This is a genomic window from Phenylobacterium glaciei, from assembly GCF_016772415.1.
Taxonomy (GTDB): domain Bacteria; phylum Pseudomonadota; class Alphaproteobacteria; order Caulobacterales; family Caulobacteraceae; genus Phenylobacterium; species Phenylobacterium glaciei.
This window is the reverse complement of record NZ_JAGSGD010000001.1, coordinates 1,021,488-1,040,454: the sequence shown is the minus strand read 5'-3', so window position 1 is coordinate 1,040,454 and position 18,967 is coordinate 1,021,488. Positions and strand designations below refer to the sequence as shown.

Sequence of the window (18,967 nt, the reverse complement as noted above, 5' to 3'; positions counted from 1 at the left end):
AACTTACACTGCGGAGGCGATCGCCACGGCTTAGGCGGGGGCTGGAGCGGTAACGCGGCGGCGCACCCAGCAGTCGTCGAGCTGGCAGGTCCCGCAACGACGTTGCAGCGTCTGCCGAAGCGCGCCGCGGGCGCGGTGCAGCCGAACCCCTGCATTGTTGGTGGTGAGCTGCCCCTGTTTCGCCGCTGCTTTCAAGCTGACCCCCTCAAGGTAAACCTGCTCCAGCAGCGCAGTGTATTCCGGCCTCAGGGTGGGCAATGTCGCCCTCAGACAGTCCGAGGCCGTCCGCATCTCCAGATCGTCGGCGTCAGGACTCTCCTGAGGCTCCGAGAGCAGGGCCTCGGAGAGACGCCTTTGGGCCGCTGTCCGCCGGTAGCGGTCGATCACGGTATGGCGAAGTGAAACCCCGACCCACGAACTTGGCTTCTCTATCGATGTAAGGGCAGCGGCATGCCGGACAAGTTTGAGTGTCGCGTCCTGGAGCGCATCCTCCGCGTCCTCCAGAGAGGGCAGCCGACTGCGCAGATATCTCAGATGTTGGGGACGCTCGGCTTGCAGGTGCAAGGCAAGCGCATCGGCAACGGTGTAGGAGTCCGGATTTCTCGGTTCCGAACGGACCGCGAAGGTGTCCGACGCCGGACGCGATGGTACGGGGTCCGTCACCAGCGGGGCGCCAGTCTTGTAGACATCCCGGTGTTGCGGATCGCCGCGCGCATCTCGGCCTCTTCGGGTCCCCCCGGCGCCAAACTCAGGGCGCTTGCGCAACAGCCTTGTCGATGGGCAGCCACGGCGGGCGTTTCAAGGGACCGGAGGCTCGCGCAGCGAAAGCCGTACCCCGGGGACGTATTGGTCGGCGGGGCGTGCTGCACCGAACGACCATCCCTCCAACCCCGGCCTGGCATATTCGTTCCCAGCTAATCGGTCTCTTAGTCCCCTCGTTCGGAGGAACGATGCGCGACGCCTCTACCCTACGAAGGCGCTGAGGCTCGGGCGCGAGCATCTCCGGTCGCCAGGCCAAGCACCGCGTCCTACCGGCTCATGATCTAGCTCTTGCCATAGGCGTGCTTCCGCGCTCATGAACTGCAAATGATTACCGCTCTCAAAGACCGCTGGGCCTCGATGTTCTGCTGCCTGTTTGCCGTATTGGTTTTGGCGGTCGCCCCGATCGCGCATGCGCAGGAAGCGACCTCCTCTCAGACGGCCTGGCGGCTCTTGGACTACCTTTCGGTGGACTACGCCGGGGCGGTGATGGACGGCAAAGTCATTAGCTCGTCTGAGTACGCCGAGATGAGTGAGTTCGCAGGCCAGGTTCACGAGCGCATCGCGAGCCTTCCGGCGACCAAGGCCCAGCCAGCTCTCGTCTCCAAAGCGGCGAGCTTACAAGCGGCGATCGCGGCGAAGCAGGAACCGTCTGCTGTCTCCGCCCAAGCCCACGCGTTGGCCACCGATCTGCTAGCGGCCTATCCCACCCCTTTGGCGCCCAATCGCGCGCCAGACCTCGCGCGCGGCGCGGCGCTGTACGCTGAGAACTGTGCTGCCTGTCATGGTGCTACCGGCAATGCTGACGGTCCAAACGCTAAGAGCCTCGATCCGAGCCCGATCGCCTTCGCCGATGTTGATCGGGCCCGCCAGCGCAGTGTGTTTGGTCTCTACCAAGTGATCCAGCAGGGTCTCGATGGCACTGCCATGGCCAGCTACGCGCAGCTGTCGTCCGACGATCGGTGGGACCTGGCTTTCTATGTTGGGCGCTTCGCATTCACCGATGCGGAAGCTACCGCTGGCGAAAAGCTCTGGAACGAAGACGCCACGGTTCGAACCCGCTTCCCCGACCTAGAGACCCTGACCCAAACGACGCCTACCGCTCTAGCCGCGACGATCGGCGAGACCAAAGCGCGGGCCTTGACCGCCTACTTGCGTCGCCACCCTGAGGTCGTCACCCGGATCGGGGGCGGGTCGCTCGATGTCGCCCGGCAGAAGCTCGCCGCCAGCCTCACGGCCTACGAGGCCGGCGATCGCAAGGCCGCCGCCGATCTGGCGCTCGCTGCCTACCTTGATGGCTTTGAGCCGGTAGAGCCGTCCTTGAGCGCGCGCGATCCGGCCCTGATGCGGCGGATCGAAGGCGCGATGGGTGATGTGCGCGGCGCGATCGGCAAGGCTGCACCCGTTAGCGAGGTGCGCAGTCAGATTGAGCGGCTCGACGCCCTATTCGCCTCCGCCGGACGCGCCCTGGCCCCGGAAAAGGCCAGTGGCTTTTCGAGCTTCGCCGGAGCCTTCACCATCCTGCTGCGCGAGGGACTTGAAGCCCTGCTGATCGTCGTGGCGATGATCGCCTTCCTGCGGAAAGCCGAGCGGAGCGACGTTCTTCCCTACGTACATGGCGGCTGGATCGCCGCCCTGTTGGCGGGCGGTCTCACCTGGGCGGCGGCCACCTTTTTCATCTCGATCAGCGGGGCAAGCCGCGAGCTGACCGAAGGGTTCGGCTCCCTGATCGCCGCCGCTGTGCTGATCTCGGTGGGGCTTTGGATGCACGGCAAGGCGCAGGCCGACGCCTGGCAGATTTATATCCGGGAGAAGCTGTCGCACGCGCTGTCTAAGCAGTCGGCCTGGTTCTTGTTCCTGCTAGCCTTCATTGTCGTCTATCGCGAGGTGTTCGAGACCATCCTCTTCCTGACGGCGCTTTGGACCCAGGGTGGCGCAGGTGCGGTGCTCGCCGGCGTGGGCTCGGCCATCGTGGTCCTCGCTGCTATCGCCTGGGCCATGCTGCGGTTCTCCAAGCGCCTACCGATTGGCAGGTTCTTCGAGTACAGCGCCAACCTGATGGCGATCTTGGCCGTCGTACTCGCTGGCAAGGGCGTGGCCGCTTTGCAGGAGGCAGGCCTCTTGGACCTGCACCCGCTGCCATTGCCGCGTGTCGAACTGCTGGGCTTTTTCCCGACCATTGAAGGCGTGGTCGCCCAGGCGGTGACGGTGGCCATTCTCGTCGGGGGCTTCTGGTGGTCCAAGCAGGGAGCGGCCAGAACCTCAACTTAGGTATCAGTCGCAGCTCGTACGCCATCTACCAGGTTGCCCATCGCGAACGGGGCAAAATCAGCGCCGCGCGGCCGACACCTGCGCCATCCGCTCTGCAGGTGGCGCACGCCGGCGCGAGAACGGCACGCCATGGCGACGCATGATCTCCCGGGCAGGCCGCTCGACCAGATGATGGACAATCATGGCCGCAGGCAGAACCCCGCCGAACATAACCAGCCAGAGTGGCCAGGCCAGGGTTTCACCGGCCGTGGGCGCGATGCGTTGGACAGCCTTCGAAAACACCAGCTCCCACGGGATGCACACCATATAGACGGCGAAACTGACTTCACCGAGGTAGACCCAGACCGGCGACGTCAGGAGCTTGGACCCGCTCGTCGTCAGGCTCGCGAGGCTCAGGATCAAGGCGCCGAACAACCAAACCGTGAACCAGTCCGGCGCCCCAAGGACGGTCGCCCCAACGATAGCCGCGAGGCTGCCGGCCAAGCCGAGCACCGCGGCGCGCTTGGTCGGCATGACATCGGCGCGCCAGAGAAGCCAGATGGCGCAGCCGAGGGCGAAGCAGGGCACGATCCGGAGCGCGCCCCAGAGGATCGTGGCCCTCGTGAGGGGAAAGCCTGCCAGGCGCTCGAAGCCCACGTTCAGAACCAGCGCCAGCAGCGCCGCAAGCGCGGCGGCGAGACGCGGCCGGTCCCGCAGGCGCCAGAACACGGCCGCAAACGCCGGGAAGGCCAGATAGGCGAACCACTCGGCGGAAATGGACCAGGAGGGATGGTTCCAACCGCCCTGCGGGGCCAGACCCCAGGCCTGGGTCAAGGTCAGGTGGGCCGGGATCGACGCCCAGACCACGACCTGCTCGCCCGCATTCACACCCGCCAGGCCGGCGACGCCGATGAGGGCGGCGAGCCCGAGCAGCGTCGCTATATGGACCGGGTAGATCCGGGCTAGCCTCGCCCAGAGGAACTGTGCGTAGTTGAACCGCCCCTCGCCATGGGCCGCCATGTAGACGTGGCTCAGGATGAAGCCGGACAGAACGAAGAACAACTCGACGCCCAGATAACCTTTGGCGACCAGGGCGGGCATGCCCAGTCCCAGGCTCGGTGTGTAGTGGAAGGCGACGACCCAGAGCGCCGCGAAAAACCGCATGGCCGTGAGGGGCTTGATATTGGCTGGCATGCTGGGCTCCGATCGTGGCGCGATCGTGCCCCACCGATCCTAACATTCAGCAAATGCTGGCAAGCCGAGTCGCAGGACGCATAGGCGACGCCAGCACTTCCAGGACAATAGAAAGTAGACCCCTGTCGTCTTCACTCGGCCGACGGCTGACCTGCTTGCGGCAGGCCAACCGTCGGCGCGGGATTACTGTTTTTGAATTGCGGTGATCTCGCCAGCGCCACCCTCGAGCTTCAGGTCGAACGCCACCTTGTCGCCAGCCTTGACCTGAGCCACCAGGGCCGGTGACGCCTTGAACCCCATGGTCATCGCCGGCCAGCCTGCCTCGGCGATAGGGCCGTGATCCAGGGTGATGGTGTTGGCCGTGGTGTCGACGGCAGTGACCGTGCCTTGGCCCTTGGCCATCTTGGCGGCGGCGGGCATCGCCATCTTGCCCATATCGCCCGTCGGCGCGGCCGGGTCTGGGGTGGTTGAGGCCGCCATCGCGGACGCAGCCTCGGGGGCTGGTGCGGCCGCTTGCTTAGAGGCCGGCTTACCGCAGGCGGCCAAGCCTGCGGTCAGCGCCAGGGCGGTCGCCGTTGCGAAGATGAGCTTCATGGGAATTCTCCTTGGGTTGAAGCGGTCGGGGAAAGGTTCGTCAGACGCCGTCTGCGGAGCAGCAGGTAGCCGGCCGGGATCACCAGCATCGACAATAGGGGCGCGGTAAGCATGCCGCCGATCATCGGGGCGGCGATGCGGCTCATGACTTCGGATCCCGCGCCATGCCCCACAAGGATGGGGGCCAAGCCGGCCAGGATGACCGCCACGGTCATGGCCTTTGGTCTCACGCGCAGGAGAGCGCCTTGGCGCACCGCGGCTTCCACGTCCTCCTGGCTAGGGCTTGGCCCGCGTTCGGCGAGCGCGTGCTTGAGGTAGATCAACATCACCACACCGAACTCCGCCGACACGCCGGCCAGGGCGATGAAGCCCACGCCGGTCGCGACGGACTGGTGGAAGCCCAGCACGTAGAGAGTCCAGATCCCGCCGGTCAGGGCGAAGGGCAAGGTCGCCATGATCAAGGCGGCCTCATCGAACCGGCCGAACGTGACATAGAGCAGGACGAAGATGATCAGCAGAGTCGCCGGAACAACCAGCTTGAGCCGCTCGGCGGCGCGCTGGAGGTATTCGAACTGGCCTGAATAGGCGACCGACACGCCTGGGGGGAGCCTCACCTTCTGAGCGACCGCATGCTGCAGATCCTTGACCACCGCCGTGAGATCTCGCCCTCGCACGTCAACATAGACCCAGGTCGAAGGCCGAGCACTCTCCGTCTTGAGCATCGGCGGTCCATCGACGATCTGGACGTTGGCCACCGTGCCCAACGTGATCTGCTGGCCGCCCGGGGTCAGGATCGGGAGGGTGCGCAGTCCCTCAAGACTGTCGCGGAGTTCACGCGGATAACGGACGCTGATGGGGTAGCGGGCGACGCCCTCCACCGTCTCCCCGACCGTCTGGCCGCCCACGGCCCCAGAGATGATCGCCTGGACGTCGGCGATGTTGAGGCCGAAGCGTCCGGCCGCGGCGCGGTCGATGTCGACATCGACATAGCGACCGCCGGTCAGCCGCTCAGCCAGGGCCGAACTGACCCCTGGCGTGGTCTTGGCGACAGCTTCGATGGCGGCGGCCACGCGATCGAGATCCGCGAGGTTGGCGCCTGACACCTTCACGCCGATCGGACTCTTGATGCCGGTGGCCAGCATGTCGATGCGGTTCCGGATCGGGGGCACCCAGACATTGGCCAGGCCGGGGACCTTGACCGCCCGATCAAGTTCATCGACCAGCTTGTCGGGGGTCATTCCGGCGCGCCACTGCTCGCGCGGCTTGAACTGGATTGTGGTCTCGAACATCTCGAGCGGGGCCGGATCGGTGGCCGTCTCCGCGCGCCCCGCCTTTCCGAACACGGTCTTGACCTCCGGGACGGTCATGATCAGCCGGTCGGTCTGCTGCAGCAATTCCGAGGCCTTCGCAGCGGAAATCCCGGGCAAGGCGGACGGCATGTAGAGCAGGTCGCCTTCGTCCATGTGCGGGATGAACTCGCCTCCCAGCTGGCTGAGCGGCCAGGCTGTGGTGGCGAAGGCCAGGAGGGCGACCAGGAGGGTGGTCTTCGGGCGACGCATCACCCAGTCGAGCGCCGGCTTGTAGAGGGCCGTCAGCCAGCGGTTCACCGGATTGGCGTTCTCCGCCGGGATCCGGCCGCGGATAAGATAGCCCATCAAGACCGGGGCCAGGGTGACGGACAGGATGGCCGCGCCCGCCATGGCGTAGCTCTTGGTGAAGGCCAGCGGCGCGAACAGACGACCCTCCTGGGCCTGGAGGGCGAAGACCGGCACGAAGGACAGTGTGATGATCACCAGACTCAGGAACAGGGCGGGACCGACCTCCACAGCGGCTTCCGTGACGATCCTCCAGCGCTCTTGGTCGGTCATCTTCTGACCCGGGTTCTCATGCTCCCAGCGCTCGAGATGCTTGTGCGCGTTTTCGATCATCACCACGGCGGCGTCGACCATGGCGCCAATGGCGATCGCGATGCCGCCCAGGGACATGATGTTGGCGTTGACGCCCTGGATCCGCATGACAACGAAGGCGAAGAGCACGCCGAGTGGGAGGGTCAGGATGACCACGAGGGCGGAGCGCATATGCCAAAGGAAAAGAGCGCAGACGAGCGCCACCACGACAAATTCCTCGGCCAGTTTGCTGGTGAGGTTCTCGATCGCCCGGTCGATCAGTTGCGACCGGTCGTAGGTGGTGACGACTTCGACACCGGCCGGCAGGCTTCGCTTCAGCTCCTGGAGCTTGTCCTTGACGGCCGCGATGGTCTCGCGGGCGTTCTTGCCCGAGCGCAGGATCACCACGCCGCCAGCGACCTCGCCCTGACCGTTCAGCTCGGCGACGCCACGGCGCATCTCCGGACCGACCTGCAGGGTGGCCACGTCGCCAAGCGTGATCGCGATGCCGCCCGCGGCGGTCCGCAAGGGGATGGCGCGAAAGTCATCGAGGGTCCGCAGGTAACCGGAAGCCCGGACCATGTACTCGGCCTCGCCCATTTCCAGCACCGAGCCGCCGGCTTCCTGGTTGGCGCGCTGAATGGCGTCCACCGCCTGACTGTGGGTGACGCCGTAACCGGCGAGCTTCCCGGGGTCGAGGACCACCTGATACTGACGGACCATGCCGCCGATGCTTGCGACCTCGGCCACGCCCGGAAGGATCTTCAGTTCATAACGCAGGAACCAGTCCTGCAGACCCCGGAGCTGGGAAAGATCATGGCGGCCGGTCTTGTCGATCAGGGCGTACTCGTAGATCCAGCCGACGCCGGTGGCATCGGGTCCGAGCGCTGGCCTGGCTGAGGCCGGCAGGCGGCTCTGGACTTGGTTTAGGTATTCCAGCACCCGCGACCGGGCCCAATAGAGGTCCGTGCCGTCCTCAAACAGCACATAGACGAAGCTGTCGCCGAAGAAGGAATAGCCGCGCACCGTCTTGGCCCCCGGCACAGAGAGCATGGTGGTGGTCAGGGGATAGGTGACTTGGTTCTCGACGATCTGCGGGGCTTGGCCAGGGTAGGAGGTGCGGATGATCACCTGGACGTCGGAGAGGTCGGGCAACGCATCGACCGGCGTTGATCGCACCGCCCACACGCCGATGGCGACCAGGCCGAGGGTGGCGAGCAGGACAAAGAAGCGCGCTCGCACGGACGCGCGGATGAGGGCGGCGATCATTGGTCACCCGCCCGGCTGACGCGGCGCAGGGTCGGACCCGTGGGGGTCTGTTCGAAGCCAAAGCGGACCTGGTCTCCGACCTTGTAGCCTCGCACCAGGCTTGGGTTCTCCACCCGGAAGGTCATGGTCATAGCCGGCCACTGCAGGGCGGGAACCGGCTGGTGCGAGAGGGTCACCTTGTCGCTGGCCACCTGCTCAATCCGTCCAACCGTCTCGTAGGTCGCCGCGACTGGCGGCCTAGCTTGCGCCGGCTTTTCTACGCCCATCACGCGGGGTTGCAGGCCAGACAGGCTGGCCTCGGAGTCGATCAGGAACTGTCCGGAGGCGACCACCTTTTCGCCCTCGGAGAGACCGCCAAGCACCTCCGTCCTGCCGCCGGCCTCACGGCCGATACGGATCTCAGCGGGGAGGTAACGACCACCGGCCTGCGCGATCATGACCAGGGTGCGCCGACCGGTCCGGATGACTGCCTCGGACGACACAAGGAGCGCGGGTCGATCAGGGCCGCCAAGCTGCACAGTGGCGAACATGCCCGGGCGGAGCCGCCCGCCGGGATTGGGCAACTCCACCCGAACCGTAAGGGTGCGGCTCTCGGCGTTGGCCTGCGGCAGGATGGAAGAGACGCGGCCGGAGAAGGTCTCCCCAGCGAAGGCTGACAGAGTGGCTGTCACGCTCTGTCCCAGCCGAACCTGCGCGGCGAGCGCCTCGGGCATGGCGGCGTTAAGCCAGACGCGGGAGAGGCCGTTCACTTCGGCCAGGGTCTGGCCTGCGGACACGGTCATGCCGTTTCGGACGTTGAGGGTCTTGATCACTCCCCCCGTCGGTGTGGTCACCGTCACGACTGTCTGCGGCCGGCCAGAGCGTTCGATCTGCGCCACCGTCGCCGGCGACATGCCCAGCAACAGCAGTCTTTGCCGGGCCGCGGAGGTCAGCGCGGCGTCACCCGTACGCCGGACAGCCAGGAACTCATTCTGCGCGCCGCCCCATTCAGGGACCAGGATGTCGGCGAGAGGCGCGCCAGCGGCGAGGATGTCACCTGGAGCGCGACCATAGGTCCGCTGCACGAAGCCGGCGGCCTTGGCCTGAACGATGGCGACGTCACGCTCGTTGAACGCCAGGGACCCCGCGACGGTCGCGTCAGTGGAAAGGGTTCCCCGCTCGACGCTCACCAAGCGCACACCCAGGTTCTGGGTCCTCGCTGGATCGATCACGACGCCCGCGCCGTTCGCCTCCGCCCTTGCCCCGGCGTATTTCGGCACGAGCTGCATATCCATGAATGGCGACTTGCCCGGCTTGTCAAAGTGCTGGGCCGGAACCATCGGATCGTACCAGTAGAGAACGTGGCGATCTGCGGACTCGCTGACCGCGGGCCTATCTGGACCAAGCTTCGCAAGTCCAAATCCTCCGCCGGCTGCAAGGGCGGCGATCACGACGCCGCCCACGGCAAGGCGGGTCTTCAATGACGACCGAGCGGTCATTGATCGTCGCTCCCATACAAGAGGCCCAGGCGAGCCGCGTCCGTCGCGACAGCCGCCTCACGATCCAAAAGGGTGAGCTGGGCGTTCGCCAGCTGGGTGAAGGCCTGCACGACATCGGTCAGGCCGGCTCGACCGGCGCCGTAGCTGGCGGTTTCCAGGTCGGCGCGCTGCTTGGCCAAGGGGACGAGCACGTCGAAGGATCGTCGCCATTGATCGTGATGCATCAGGTGATCGGCAAGGCCCGCTTCGAGCTGCGCGACGATCTCGCGCCGCGAAGCCTCGCGCTCGGCGCGGGCTTGGCCTGCCGCGGCCACCTTGCTCGCAAGGATTGGATCCTGACGCCGAGAGGCGAAGATTGGCAGGCTGATCGTCACCCCCGCCGACACCATGTCACCGAACATCGGATCGCGCCGTTGATAGGCGAGTTCCCAGCTCCAGTCGGGTCGCTTGCCCGCTTGGGCGAGTTCGACATCAGTCTCGGCCTGGCGGGTCATCGCGTCCTGCGCACCAAGTCGAGGGTTGCGCTCAATCCCCGCTCTCAGCGCACCGGGGTCCACCTCGAAGCTTGGGGCGGGACCGGCGACGTCGGCGTCGGGGTCGCCCGTCCAGCGGATAAGCTCGGCGCGGGATCGGCCAACTATGGCGACCAGTTCGCTTCGGCGATCTTCCAGGTCCGCTCGCATCTGTTGCGCCTCAAGGGACTGAGCGGGTCGCGCCTCACCGGAGGCGATGGCGGACGGTGTCGCCCTCCAGAGGGGAGCTAGGCCGGCCATGAGATCATCGAGGGCTTTCAGACGGGCCTTGGCGTAGTTCATATCGATCCACGCCACCGCCGCGCCCACATGAACCTCGCGGAGGCTCAGACGCTCGGCGGCGACGGCAGCCGCTATCCCGCTTTGCGCCTTGGCGCGTTCGGCGGACCGCTTCGCGCCATTCGGCATGTCTTGAATGATGCCAATTCTCGCCATGGTCATGCTGTCGCCGTTGAAGCGACCGGCGGGCGGGCCTGAGATCGGAAAGTTGTCGAGACCCAACGCCAACTTGGGATCCGGCAGCGAACCCGCCGCACGCGCAGCGGCGCGGGCGCCGTCCATCTGCAGCGAACGCGCTTGCAGGTTTGGGGAGGACGTCTCGGCGGCCGCTAAAGCGGCGGCATAGGTAAGAGGCGCGGCGTGACTCACCGAGCTGGCGGCGAGTGCGCCGACCGCGGACAAGCTGGCGGCGGCGATCTTGGAAAGGACCATTGCTTCGTCCTGAATGGGAAGGGGATGACGACCCTGAGCCCGATGATCAGCGACCGCGTGCGCTCACGCGCACGGTCAGGCTGGTCAGGGGCGTCCCGCGCGAACGCGGGCCAATTCAGACAATGCTTCTAGGTGGTCGTTCCGCTCGAGGTGGCGCGAGCGCGTCCAGCGGCAATGTCGTCGCCGCAACCAGGCGCACGGAAGCCGGGTGGACGCTCCATTCGCTCGAGAGCGGGAGGGGCGCTACCAGGCCACACAAGGTGGCGCAGGCCTGGGCGCAGGCCTTGTTCGATTGAGGGGCCTTGTCGCCGTGATCGCAGCAGGGATCGGGGGCGGCTTTCGCGTCGTCCGCTCCCTGAGCCATGGGCATCTCCATGCCAGCCATCTCTGAGCCGGCGTGAGAGCAGCGCTCCTGGGCGGCCGCAGCCGCCATCGGGGTAAACAGCAGACCCACGACGGCCAGAAGGGCGAGAAGAGAGCGCATCTAAGTTCCATTTAGTTCGGTCTTGGCGAAATGTCGATCAGCAGCCACGAGGCTGACCGACCCGTCGATTGCAGCTCGCCACGCGGGCCCTTAGGATGTGCGTCGACTTTTCGACACAGGAACGCCACGACTCAGTTGGAGTTAAACTGCTGCGCTGATTGCCCCGGCGCGCGTTGTATCGGCCCCCCGTTCAAGCCCGTGCGGGGGGTCGTTTTTGATGGGCGTAGTCGCGGCCTGGAACCTTTCAAGCGAAGACAAGTCCGCCTTCCTTCCAGACAGTCAGGGCAAGTCGAGGCGGTTGGTCGATGCCGCGCGCAAGGGAGCGCCGATACTATGCGATCGGCTTCAGGGCGATTTTCTTCTCGATCACGGCGGCCGCCTTTTCGGCCGTCTTCCGGCGATTGAACACCTTGCGCATGTAGCGCTGATCCTGCTCGGACAGAGTCTTCTCCGCCTCGACAAACTGCTCGGTCTCTTCCTCGAGAATGTGCTCAAGGTAATCGTCTTTAAGCACAGCGAAGTGGGTCAGCCACCCTGGCGCGCTGATGTCCCGCGCGGCCGCATCGGCCATCAGCTTGTCCAGCTTATGATGGTCGCCTACGGCGTGACGCGCGAACTCAGTCGTGTCGGGGTTACGCATCACGGTCGACCATAGCGCTTGCTCCTCCGCCGCGGCATGGCCGTGTACGTCGCGCACGAATTCGTCGAACAGGGTTTTTCGCGCGTCATCGTGTGGGCTGGTCGCATCGATCATCGCCAGCAGAGCGCGATGCTTGTCGTGGTCTTCGACCAATCGCCCAAATATTGCGGGATTTCCACGAAACTTTGTGGCGGGCGTCGAGCCAATACGAGCCGGCACTTCCGGCGCGATAGATCGCGCTTGTCCAATCGCCGCTGCCTTTACCTCAGCCTCCATCTGCTTGGTCTGGCTCGCTCGTTTGGTCATGAATGCTCCCTCAAGTGTTGCTTTGGGACAGAGCAAATTCTGTGAAGCCCGCCCACTCGCTCGCCCAGGCCCCGAACGCGCAAGTCTGATGAAAGCTTCGTCGATACCTGCTTATTGCGGAGATCGGTCGACCTCCGAATGCGCCCGCCGCCAGACAGTCGGGGCGACTTGGCTCTGTGGGCGATCCCAATTCCCAACCCGCGGGAATGTCCCAGCTATTACTGACGATTCCGGAGGTCCGCGCGCCTGAACTGGCGCGTGGTGGCGCCTGATATCGGCCTTTTGGTGGGCCAGCAGAACATGAACGACTCGCGAATACGCAGCCGGGAACCTGGCGACGCCTTGAAGTCAGTCTGCTTCGAGAGCGCGTCTGCGCGGGAAGCCCATTGCATTGCTTCGGATGGCGAGGTCGGATGGCCGCCTCTTCAGACCCACGACAGACGGTAACAGATGACGGAAATCGCGGCGGTAGACCTGGATCTGTCCTACACCGCCGAGAAGGTGAGCGTTCGGCTGTTCGCCCCCGAGTGGGACGAAGAGCACGGGACATGGTCCTGCAGGTTTGAGATCAGCGAACCCCTGGATGTGGAGCGCAAGATATATGGCGTCTCCAGCCTGCAGGCGCTCACGCTCGGAGTGAAGACGCTGTCCGCCTACCTCTACGGATCAGACCTCTACAAGAATGGCGAGCTGGGAGTGTACGGGCAGTTCGGTGGCAGCCTCTCTATCCCGGCCCCCCAGGCAGTGCTCGACAGGGCTCCGTTTCCCTTCTGATCGTCGATACCCGTTCATTGTGGAGACGGGTCGACCTCCGACTGCCCCCACCGCCAGACAGTCAGAGCGCCACGCCAGCGCCCGCCTTTCGACAAGTTGCGGGACGATCACCAATGTTTCTCACCAGCGTGACCTAACCGAATCGCGAGCTCCCTAGACCTGCCTCCCTCACCGGAGGGGTCATCATGAAATCTCGGCACAGTCATCGCCAGACCGCGCTTTGTGGCGCGGCGCTATCAGTTCTCATCATGGCCTTGGGAGGCGCTTCGTCCGCCTGGGCGGCGGAAGCGGCCGACGCCGAGGGGGCGATCGGGCTGTCGGAGGTGGTGGTCACCGCCGAGCGGCGCGAGACCAACCTCCAGAAGACGCCGATCTCGGTCTCGGTCGTGTCCGCCAAGGCTATCGAAGACCGCCACATCTATTCGTTGACCGACCTCAATGATGGCGCGGCGCCGGGCTTGACCGTGACGCCCTTCGCCAGCCGCCCGTTCAACGTGATCCTGAACATCCGCGGCGTCGGCATCATGTCGGACACCAACCAGCCCGCCGGTGAATCGGGCATCGGGGTCTATCTCGACGGCGTTTATCTCGGCCGCCCGCAGGGCCTCGACGCAGGCCTCTACGACCTGCAGGCCATCGAGGTCCTGAAGGGGCCGCAGGGCACGCTTTTCGGTCGCAACACCGAAGGCGGGGCGCTGAACATCACCACCAAGAAGCCGACCGGCAAGTTCGGCATGGAGATGCTGGCCGGCCTCGGCAACTACGGCAGCTATGAAAGCCAGTTCCACCTGAACCTGCCGGAATACCGCGATATCTCCTTCAAGCTGGACGCCATGATCCAGTCCCATGACGGCTGGGTGAAGAACCCCATGGCGGGCCAGCGCGACTGGAACGAGGCGTCCCGCCGCGGCCTGCGCGCGCAGCTCCGCTGGGCGCCGACCGACACCTTCACGGCCGACTACGCCTACGACACCAGCCACACGGAAGACACGACGATCTTCGGCTACACCGTGAAGGCCGCGAACAACGTGACGATCTCGCCGCTCTCGGTGGTCCCAAACAGCCGGATCGACGTGGCGCCGATCGGATCGTATCTGCAGCCCAGCCTCGGCGACACCTACGGCCACAGCCTCAACATGCGGTGGGACGTCCTGCCCTGGCTGCAACTGAAGTCGATTTCCGCCTATCGCAACCTCTACCAGGATCAGTATTCGTTGCCTGGCACGACGGGTATCCCGATCACCGCCAACCTGGGCGCCGGCCAGAACTTCGAGCGACTGTCGATCGCGCAATTCAAGCAGGATCAGTACAGCCAGGAACTCCAGGCGATAGGTCAGGTCGAGCGCCTGAAATTCATCGTCGGCGGCCTGTATTTCCGTGAAACCACGGCCGACCAGGCCCAGGCCTTCAACACCCTGCACTGGGACACGAACGGCATTGCCTCCGGCATCACCCCGATCGTCTACACGCCCTTCGGCAACTCGGTCCTGGGACCGAACGCCTGCCTCACGACGCCGGCGGCCTGCGCCTCCAACTATAACAACTTCTATGGCCAGCCCGGCCAGACCACCCTGGTGCAAGGCCTCTACCCGAACATCGGCGTGGACCGCGCCAGCGAGAACACCACGGAAAGCTTTGGGGTCTACGGCCAGGCCACCTGGACGCCGCCGATCCTCGAGGATCGGGTGCGCCTGACCGCTGGCCTGCGCTGGAGCAAGGACACCAAGGACGGCCAGCTTCTGGTGGTCAACAACGCCCGGCCGTTCCTGCCCGACGCCAATGGGCAGCTGACGAATGTCCAGGGTGTGGTGAAGCGCAACCAGAGCTGGCAGCGGGTCAATCCGATGGTCAATATCGCCTTCGATGTCACGCCGGACATATCAGCCTACGCCAAGTGGAGCACCGGCTATCGAGCTGGCGGCTTCAATTCCCGCTCGATCACCTATTCTTCCTACGATCCGGAAGAAATCTCGATGTTCGAGGCCGGCGTGAAGAGCGAGTTCTTCGATCACCGCGCGCGTTTGAACATCGCGGCCTACACCGGTGACTACGACAACATCTATTACAACATCACCGCGAACTACAACACCTTCACCACCGATCCTAAGACCGGACAGTTGGTTGTCGTCAGCGGGTCAACGCGGACCATCGAAGACACCTACAACATGAGCGGCAAGGGCAAGGTCTCGGGCGTCGAGGTGGACTTCGACCTGGCGCCGATCGAGGGCCTGATCATTTCGGGCAGCTATACCTATGCTTCGACGGATATGCCGCTCTTCGCCGACCCGGTCCCGCGCCCGCAGATCAACAGCGCCGGCGTGGTGACCGGCTATGCGCTCAATACGCCAACGGTCTATCACCAGCTCTACACGCCGGAAAACCGAGTGACCGGCGCGATCGACTACCGCCGGGAAGTCTTCAACGACGCCACCCTCAGCCTCCACTTCGACGGGGCCTGGAATGATGGGCAATACAGCTCGACCGGCGATGTCAGCACGGGCACCAAGGATGCGAGCGGCAAGACGATCTATCTTCCGCAACTGAAGACTGAGGCCGGCGCCATCTACAACGCGCGCATCTCCATCAGCGATATCGGCCTGGCTGATAGCGGCGCGAGGCTGGCTGTGGCCATCTGGGCGCGCAACCTGTTCGACAGCAACCTTCTGATCGGCCGCAGCGGCAGCTACATCCAGCCGTCCAGCAGCGTGACGGGGTCCTTCAACGATCCGCGCACCTACGGCGCCACGGTCTCGGTCAAGTACTAAGACGCCGCGCACCTTCGGTCTGGAAGCCAAGCTCAAGATGTAGAGCCTCACCGACCCTATCCCCTCGGCCGGGCAGGCTTCGCCCAGCCGATCCCCGACGCCCCTGCGATCCCCCGCAGGGGCGTCTTCTTTTGCGCGCCCGAGTTGCGGCCACGAAAAACGTCGCCGGCGGGACCGGCGACGTTTCTGTGGAGGGCCAAAAGGTCGGGGCTTAGGCCGCGCGGGCGCCCTCGACCCAGACGCCGCGCATCATCGGCAAGCCGCCACGGGTGCTGACCCGGATCAGGTCGGCGCGACGGCCGGCCTCGATGACGCCGCGATCATGCAGTTGCGCGGCGCGGGCCGGGGCCTCGGTCACCAGGGCCGCGGCGCGGGCCAGGCTCCAGTTGAATGGCGCCTTGGTCAGGGCGAAGGCGCATTCGATCAGACTGCGTGGCACATAGTCGGAGGCGAAGGCGTCCAACAGGTCGGCGTCGGCGAGCTCTGCGGCCGGGACATTGCCGGAGTAGGAGCCGCCGCGGATCAGGTTGGGCCCGCCCATCACCACGATCATGCCGCGTTCCTTGGCGCGGCGCGCGGCCTCGATAGTCACCGGGAATTCCGAGACGGTGGCGCCCAGGTCGGCGGCCTCGTCGACATGCTCGACGTCCTCGTCATCATGGCTGGCGAGCGGAATGCCCCGCTCACGGGCCAGCTCGGCCACCATGCGACGATGGTTCGTCGCGTTGCGGCTCTGGCGGTCGTTGATGCCCGCCAGGCGTTCCTCGATGTCCTTGGGCGACATGCCGTTGGCCGCCCAGTTGGCCAGGTGCTTCTCGATATTGCGGTACTGCCGCTGGCCTGGGGTGTGGTCCATCAGGGAGAAGAGCGAGGTCATCGGGTGACCCGCCAGCTGCTCCAGCCGGGCCGGAAGATCGTCGGCCGGAGTTTCGCAGCGCCAGTGCAGGCGATGATCGCCCTGCAGCATACCGGCGTCCCGCGCCGAGAGCAGTCCGGCCGCCAGGCGGGGCAGGTTGTCGTGGTTGCGCGCGATGGAGGGGTTGAAGGTGCCGATGCTCAGGCTGTCGAATACCGTGGTCACCCCCACCGACAGGCAGCAGCCGTCATGGGTGACCGCGGCGGAGACCGGATCCCAATCGATATTGGGGCGCGGAAAGAAGTGCTTCTCCAGATTATCTGTATGCAGATCGATGACGCCAGGCATCAGGACATCGCCGTCCAGGTCCTCTCCCACGTCGCCGCCGCGGTCCACCGCGACGATCTTGCCGTCGCGGACCAGCACGGAGCCCAGGAAGGTGTCTTCGGCCGTGACGACCTGGGCGTTCTTGAAGGCGAGTTCCAAGGCGGTTCCTTTCAATCTGCGGGTCAGGCCCGCTCTGGATCTGGGAAATCGATCACCACCTCGGTCGCCGCGCGGGAGATGCCGTACTCCAGGGGCCGGCCGAGGCCGTCGATATTGAGATAGCGGTGCACCAGCAGCGGGACGTGCCGCGGGATGTGCAGTTGCTCGGCTTCATCGGCCGTGGGCAGCCGGGCCGATATGGCAGTCCGGCGGCGGGTGTAGTCGGGGATGCCGGAGTCGATGAGCGTCTGGGTGATCGAGCCCCGCGCCCGATACATCTCGATGAAGGTCGGAAACCGGTCGTGGCTGAAGTGGTGCTGGCTGATGCCGGTGGGCTCGTCGTCGATGAACCGGCGGCGCTCCAGATAGATGATGGGCTGCCCCAGACGCAGGCCGAGCTGGGCCGCGACCTTGGCGTCCGCCGCCCGCGCCGTGAGTTTCAGGGTCTCGGTGCGCGGGATCCGCCCCCGCTCGCGGACGTGTTCGGAAAACCTGGGGCGCCGCTGGAGCTGCATGGGGGCCGAGGGCCGCCGCACATAGCTGCCCCGGCCCTGGGTGGATTCGACGATCCCCTTTTCCTGCAGGTCGGAGAGCGCTCGGCGGACGGTGTGGCGATTGACCATGAACTCCCGAGAGAGTTCGAACTCCGTCGGGAGCTTGTCGCCGGGGGTCAGTTCCCGCGCCAGAATTCGGCGTTCAAGGGACTGCGAGATTGCGCGCCATAGAGCCATGGCCACATTCATAACGCGGACCGTTATCAGTCTTGCGACAAGGAACTAGACAAGTTTTATTGTTGTCAAAGAACCTTCATCATTGGTTTGTTGCGGCAAAACTGGCGCTAAACTAATAATCGACTTAAGCGAATACAACAACCCGCTCATTTGTCGGAGGTTAGCAATGACGGTCCAACCAGTTGTCGAGGGCGCGCCGGAACGGCGGCGCTGGCTCTCAATCCTGGCCAAGGCGCCGTCGACGGAGGTCCTCGCAGCCTGGGAGAGCCTCGCGGCCAGGCCGGAGTACCGCGCTCTGCGGGCGCCGGAGATCGGCATGGTGCTGGTGCGCGGCCGGATGGGCGGCACGGGCGACGCCTTCAATCTGGGCGAGATGACGGTGACCCGCGCCGCGGTGCGCCTCGAAAGCGGCGAGACCGGGATCGGCTACGTGGCCGGCCGCGACCGCCGGCATGCGGAGATCGCCGCGGCGGTGGACGCCATGATGCAATCGGCCGACCTGCGCCCCGCCGTCGAAGGCGCCGTGATCGCCAAGCTGGCCCGCACCCAGGACGAGCGCCGCGACACCGCCGCGCGCAAGGCCGCGGCCACCAAGGTCGACTTCTTCACCATGGTCCGCACCCGGAGCCCCGGCTGATGTCCGCCCTGCTTGATCTCGCCGGTATCGCGCCCGCCTTCCCCGACCCCACCCGGGGCAGCCAGGCCGTCTTCCGCAAGGTGATGGAAGCCATGGCCCGGCCTGGCGTCATCCATGACCTCGGCTTCGCCCCGGACGCTCCGCAGGGCCTTGACCGCGCCGCCGGCGCCATCGCGCTCACCCTCTTCGACTTCGAGACCAAGATCTGGCTCGATCCCGCCCTGCGGAGCGGGCTGGCCGAGGGCTGGATGCGGTTCCACTGCGGCGCGCCGCTCACCGAAGACCCCAAGGCCGCAGCCTTCGCCCTGATCACCGACCTGGCCTCGTCGCCGGCCTTGACCGCCTTCAACATGGGCGACGCCAAGTATCCCGACCGCTCCACCACCCTGGTCGTGCAGCTGCCGGCCCTGGAGGGCGGGCCGCAGGTCGAGCTCACCGGGCCCGGGATCAAGACCGAAATGACCCTGAGCCTCGCGGGCCTGCCCGACGGCTTCTGGGCCCAGGTCCAGGCCAACCACGAACAATTCCAGTTCGGCGTCGACTTCATCTTCGTCGCCGGCGACCGCGTGACGGCGCTGCCGCGCTCGACACGCGTCACCATCAAGGGAGACTGA

General features: G+C 65.6%; 14 protein-coding genes. 5 read left to right on the top strand and 9 right to left on the bottom strand.

What is annotated here, in order from left to right:
* Nucleotides 1-30: 30 nt before the first annotated feature.
* The gene (locus JKL49_RS05020) at nt 31-663 is read right to left on the bottom strand and encodes an RNA polymerase sigma factor (protein ID WP_215338654.1); all 633 of its coding nucleotides are present in this window, start codon (nt 661-663) and stop codon (nt 31-33) included.
* Between the two features lie 423 nt (nt 664-1,086).
* On the opposite strand from JKL49_RS05020, the gene JKL49_RS05015 reads away from it, so the two are divergent.
* Complete coding sequence (locus JKL49_RS05015; RefSeq protein ID WP_215338652.1) at nt 1,087-3,030, top strand: cytochrome c/FTR1 family iron permease; 1,944 nt, start codon at nt 1,087-1,089, stop codon at nt 3,028-3,030.
* Nucleotides 3,031-3,087: 57 nt separating this feature from the next.
* On the opposite strand, the gene JKL49_RS05010 is transcribed toward JKL49_RS05015, so the two are convergent.
* The 6 genes from JKL49_RS05010 to JKL49_RS04985 form a co-directional block, all read right to left on the bottom strand.
* Complete coding sequence (locus tag JKL49_RS05010) at nt 3,088-4,203, bottom strand: acyltransferase family protein (RefSeq protein WP_215338650.1); 1,116 nt, start codon at nt 4,201-4,203, stop codon at nt 3,088-3,090.
* 183 nt (nt 4,204-4,386) lie between these two features.
* Complete coding sequence (locus tag JKL49_RS05005) at nt 4,387-4,797, bottom strand: copper-binding protein (protein WP_215338648.1); 411 nt, start codon at nt 4,795-4,797, stop codon at nt 4,387-4,389.
* Nucleotides 4,794-7,952 (bottom strand): efflux RND transporter permease subunit, encoded by a 3,159-nt coding sequence (locus JKL49_RS05000; RefSeq protein ID WP_215338646.1) that lies wholly within the window; start codon nt 7,950-7,952, stop codon nt 4,794-4,796. Before JKL49_RS05000 ends, JKL49_RS05005 begins: the two co-directional genes overlap by 4 nt.
* Complete coding sequence (locus JKL49_RS04995; protein WP_430700664.1) at nt 7,949-9,394, bottom strand: efflux RND transporter periplasmic adaptor subunit; 1,446 nt, start codon at nt 9,392-9,394, stop codon at nt 7,949-7,951. Before JKL49_RS04995 ends, JKL49_RS05000 begins: the two co-directional genes overlap by 4 nt.
* Before the next feature lie 32 nt (nt 9,395-9,426).
* Nucleotides 9,427-10,674: a TolC family protein gene (locus JKL49_RS04990; protein WP_215338642.1), complete on the bottom strand. Its 1,248-nt coding sequence runs from the start codon at nt 10,672-10,674 to the stop codon at nt 9,427-9,429.
* A gap of 815 nt (nt 10,675-11,489) precedes the next feature.
* Nucleotides 11,490-12,104, bottom strand: a complete 615-nt coding sequence (locus JKL49_RS04985; protein ID WP_215338640.1) for a hemerythrin domain-containing protein — start codon at nt 12,102-12,104, stop codon at nt 11,490-11,492.
* 450 nt (nt 12,105-12,554) lie between these two features.
* Between JKL49_RS04985 and JKL49_RS04980 the strand changes: the two genes are divergently transcribed.
* On the top strand, nt 12,555-12,878 hold the full coding sequence (locus tag JKL49_RS04980) for a DUF6968 family protein (RefSeq protein ID WP_215338639.1): 324 nt from the start codon (nt 12,555-12,557) through the stop codon (nt 12,876-12,878).
* A gap of 248 nt (nt 12,879-13,126) precedes the next feature.
* Nucleotides 13,127-15,643: a TonB-dependent receptor gene (locus JKL49_RS04975; protein ID WP_215338637.1), complete on the top strand. Its 2,517-nt coding sequence runs from the start codon at nt 13,127-13,129 to the stop codon at nt 15,641-15,643.
* 211 nt (nt 15,644-15,854) lie between these two features.
* On the opposite strand, the gene JKL49_RS04970 is transcribed toward JKL49_RS04975, so the two are convergent.
* A complete protein-coding gene (locus JKL49_RS04970) occupies nt 15,855-16,985 on the bottom strand; it encodes an alpha-D-ribose 1-methylphosphonate 5-triphosphate diphosphatase (protein ID WP_215338635.1) in 1,131 nt (376 codons plus the stop codon).
* A 23-nt stretch (nt 16,986-17,008) separates the two neighbouring features.
* A complete protein-coding gene (phnF, locus tag JKL49_RS04965) occupies nt 17,009-17,716 on the bottom strand; it encodes a phosphonate metabolism transcriptional regulator PhnF (protein ID WP_215338633.1) in 708 nt (235 codons plus the stop codon).
* A gap of 166 nt (nt 17,717-17,882) precedes the next feature.
* Here phnF and phnG point away from each other — a divergent pair, with 166 nt between their 5' ends.
* A complete protein-coding gene (gene phnG, locus JKL49_RS04960) occupies nt 17,883-18,353 on the top strand; it encodes a phosphonate C-P lyase system protein PhnG (protein ID WP_215338631.1) in 471 nt (156 codons plus the stop codon).
* Nucleotides 18,353-18,967, top strand: a complete 615-nt coding sequence (phnH, locus tag JKL49_RS04955; protein WP_215338629.1) for a phosphonate C-P lyase system protein PhnH — start codon at nt 18,353-18,355, stop codon at nt 18,965-18,967. The genes phnG and phnH overlap by 1 nt, the downstream gene beginning before the upstream one ends.

Bases quoted from the DNA above. Each gene is read 5' to 3' on its own strand.
- JKL49_RS04990 (WP_215338642.1), bottom strand. From the start codon at position 10,674: ATGGTCCTTTCCAAGATCGCCGCCGCCAGCTTGTCCGCGGTCGGCGCA.
- JKL49_RS04985 (WP_215338640.1), bottom strand. From the start codon at position 12,104: ATGACCAAACGAGCGAGCCAGACCAAGCAGATGGAGGCTGAGGTAAAG.
- JKL49_RS05000 (WP_215338646.1), bottom strand. From the start codon at position 7,952: ATGATCGCCGCCCTCATCCGCGCGTCCGTGCGAGCGCGCTTCTTTGTC.
- JKL49_RS04975 (WP_215338637.1), top strand. From the start codon at position 13,127: ATGGCCTTGGGAGGCGCTTCGTCCGCCTGGGCGGCGGAAGCGGCCGAC.
- JKL49_RS04980 (WP_215338639.1), top strand. From the start codon at position 12,555: ATGACGGAAATCGCGGCGGTAGACCTGGATCTGTCCTACACCGCCGAG.
- phnF (WP_215338633.1), bottom strand. From the start codon at position 17,716: ATGGCTCTATGGCGCGCAATCTCGCAGTCCCTTGAACGCCGAATTCTG.
- phnG (WP_215338631.1), top strand. From the start codon at position 17,883: ATGACGGTCCAACCAGTTGTCGAGGGCGCGCCGGAACGGCGGCGCTGG.
- JKL49_RS05010 (WP_215338650.1), bottom strand. From the start codon at position 4,203: ATGCCAGCCAATATCAAGCCCCTCACGGCCATGCGGTTTTTCGCGGCG.
- phnH (WP_215338629.1), top strand. From the start codon at position 18,353: ATGTCCGCCCTGCTTGATCTCGCCGGTATCGCGCCCGCCTTCCCCGAC.
- JKL49_RS05015 (WP_215338652.1), top strand. From the start codon at position 1,087: ATGATTACCGCTCTCAAAGACCGCTGGGCCTCGATGTTCTGCTGCCTG.
- JKL49_RS05005 (WP_215338648.1), bottom strand. From the start codon at position 4,797: ATGAAGCTCATCTTCGCAACGGCGACCGCCCTGGCGCTGACCGCAGGC.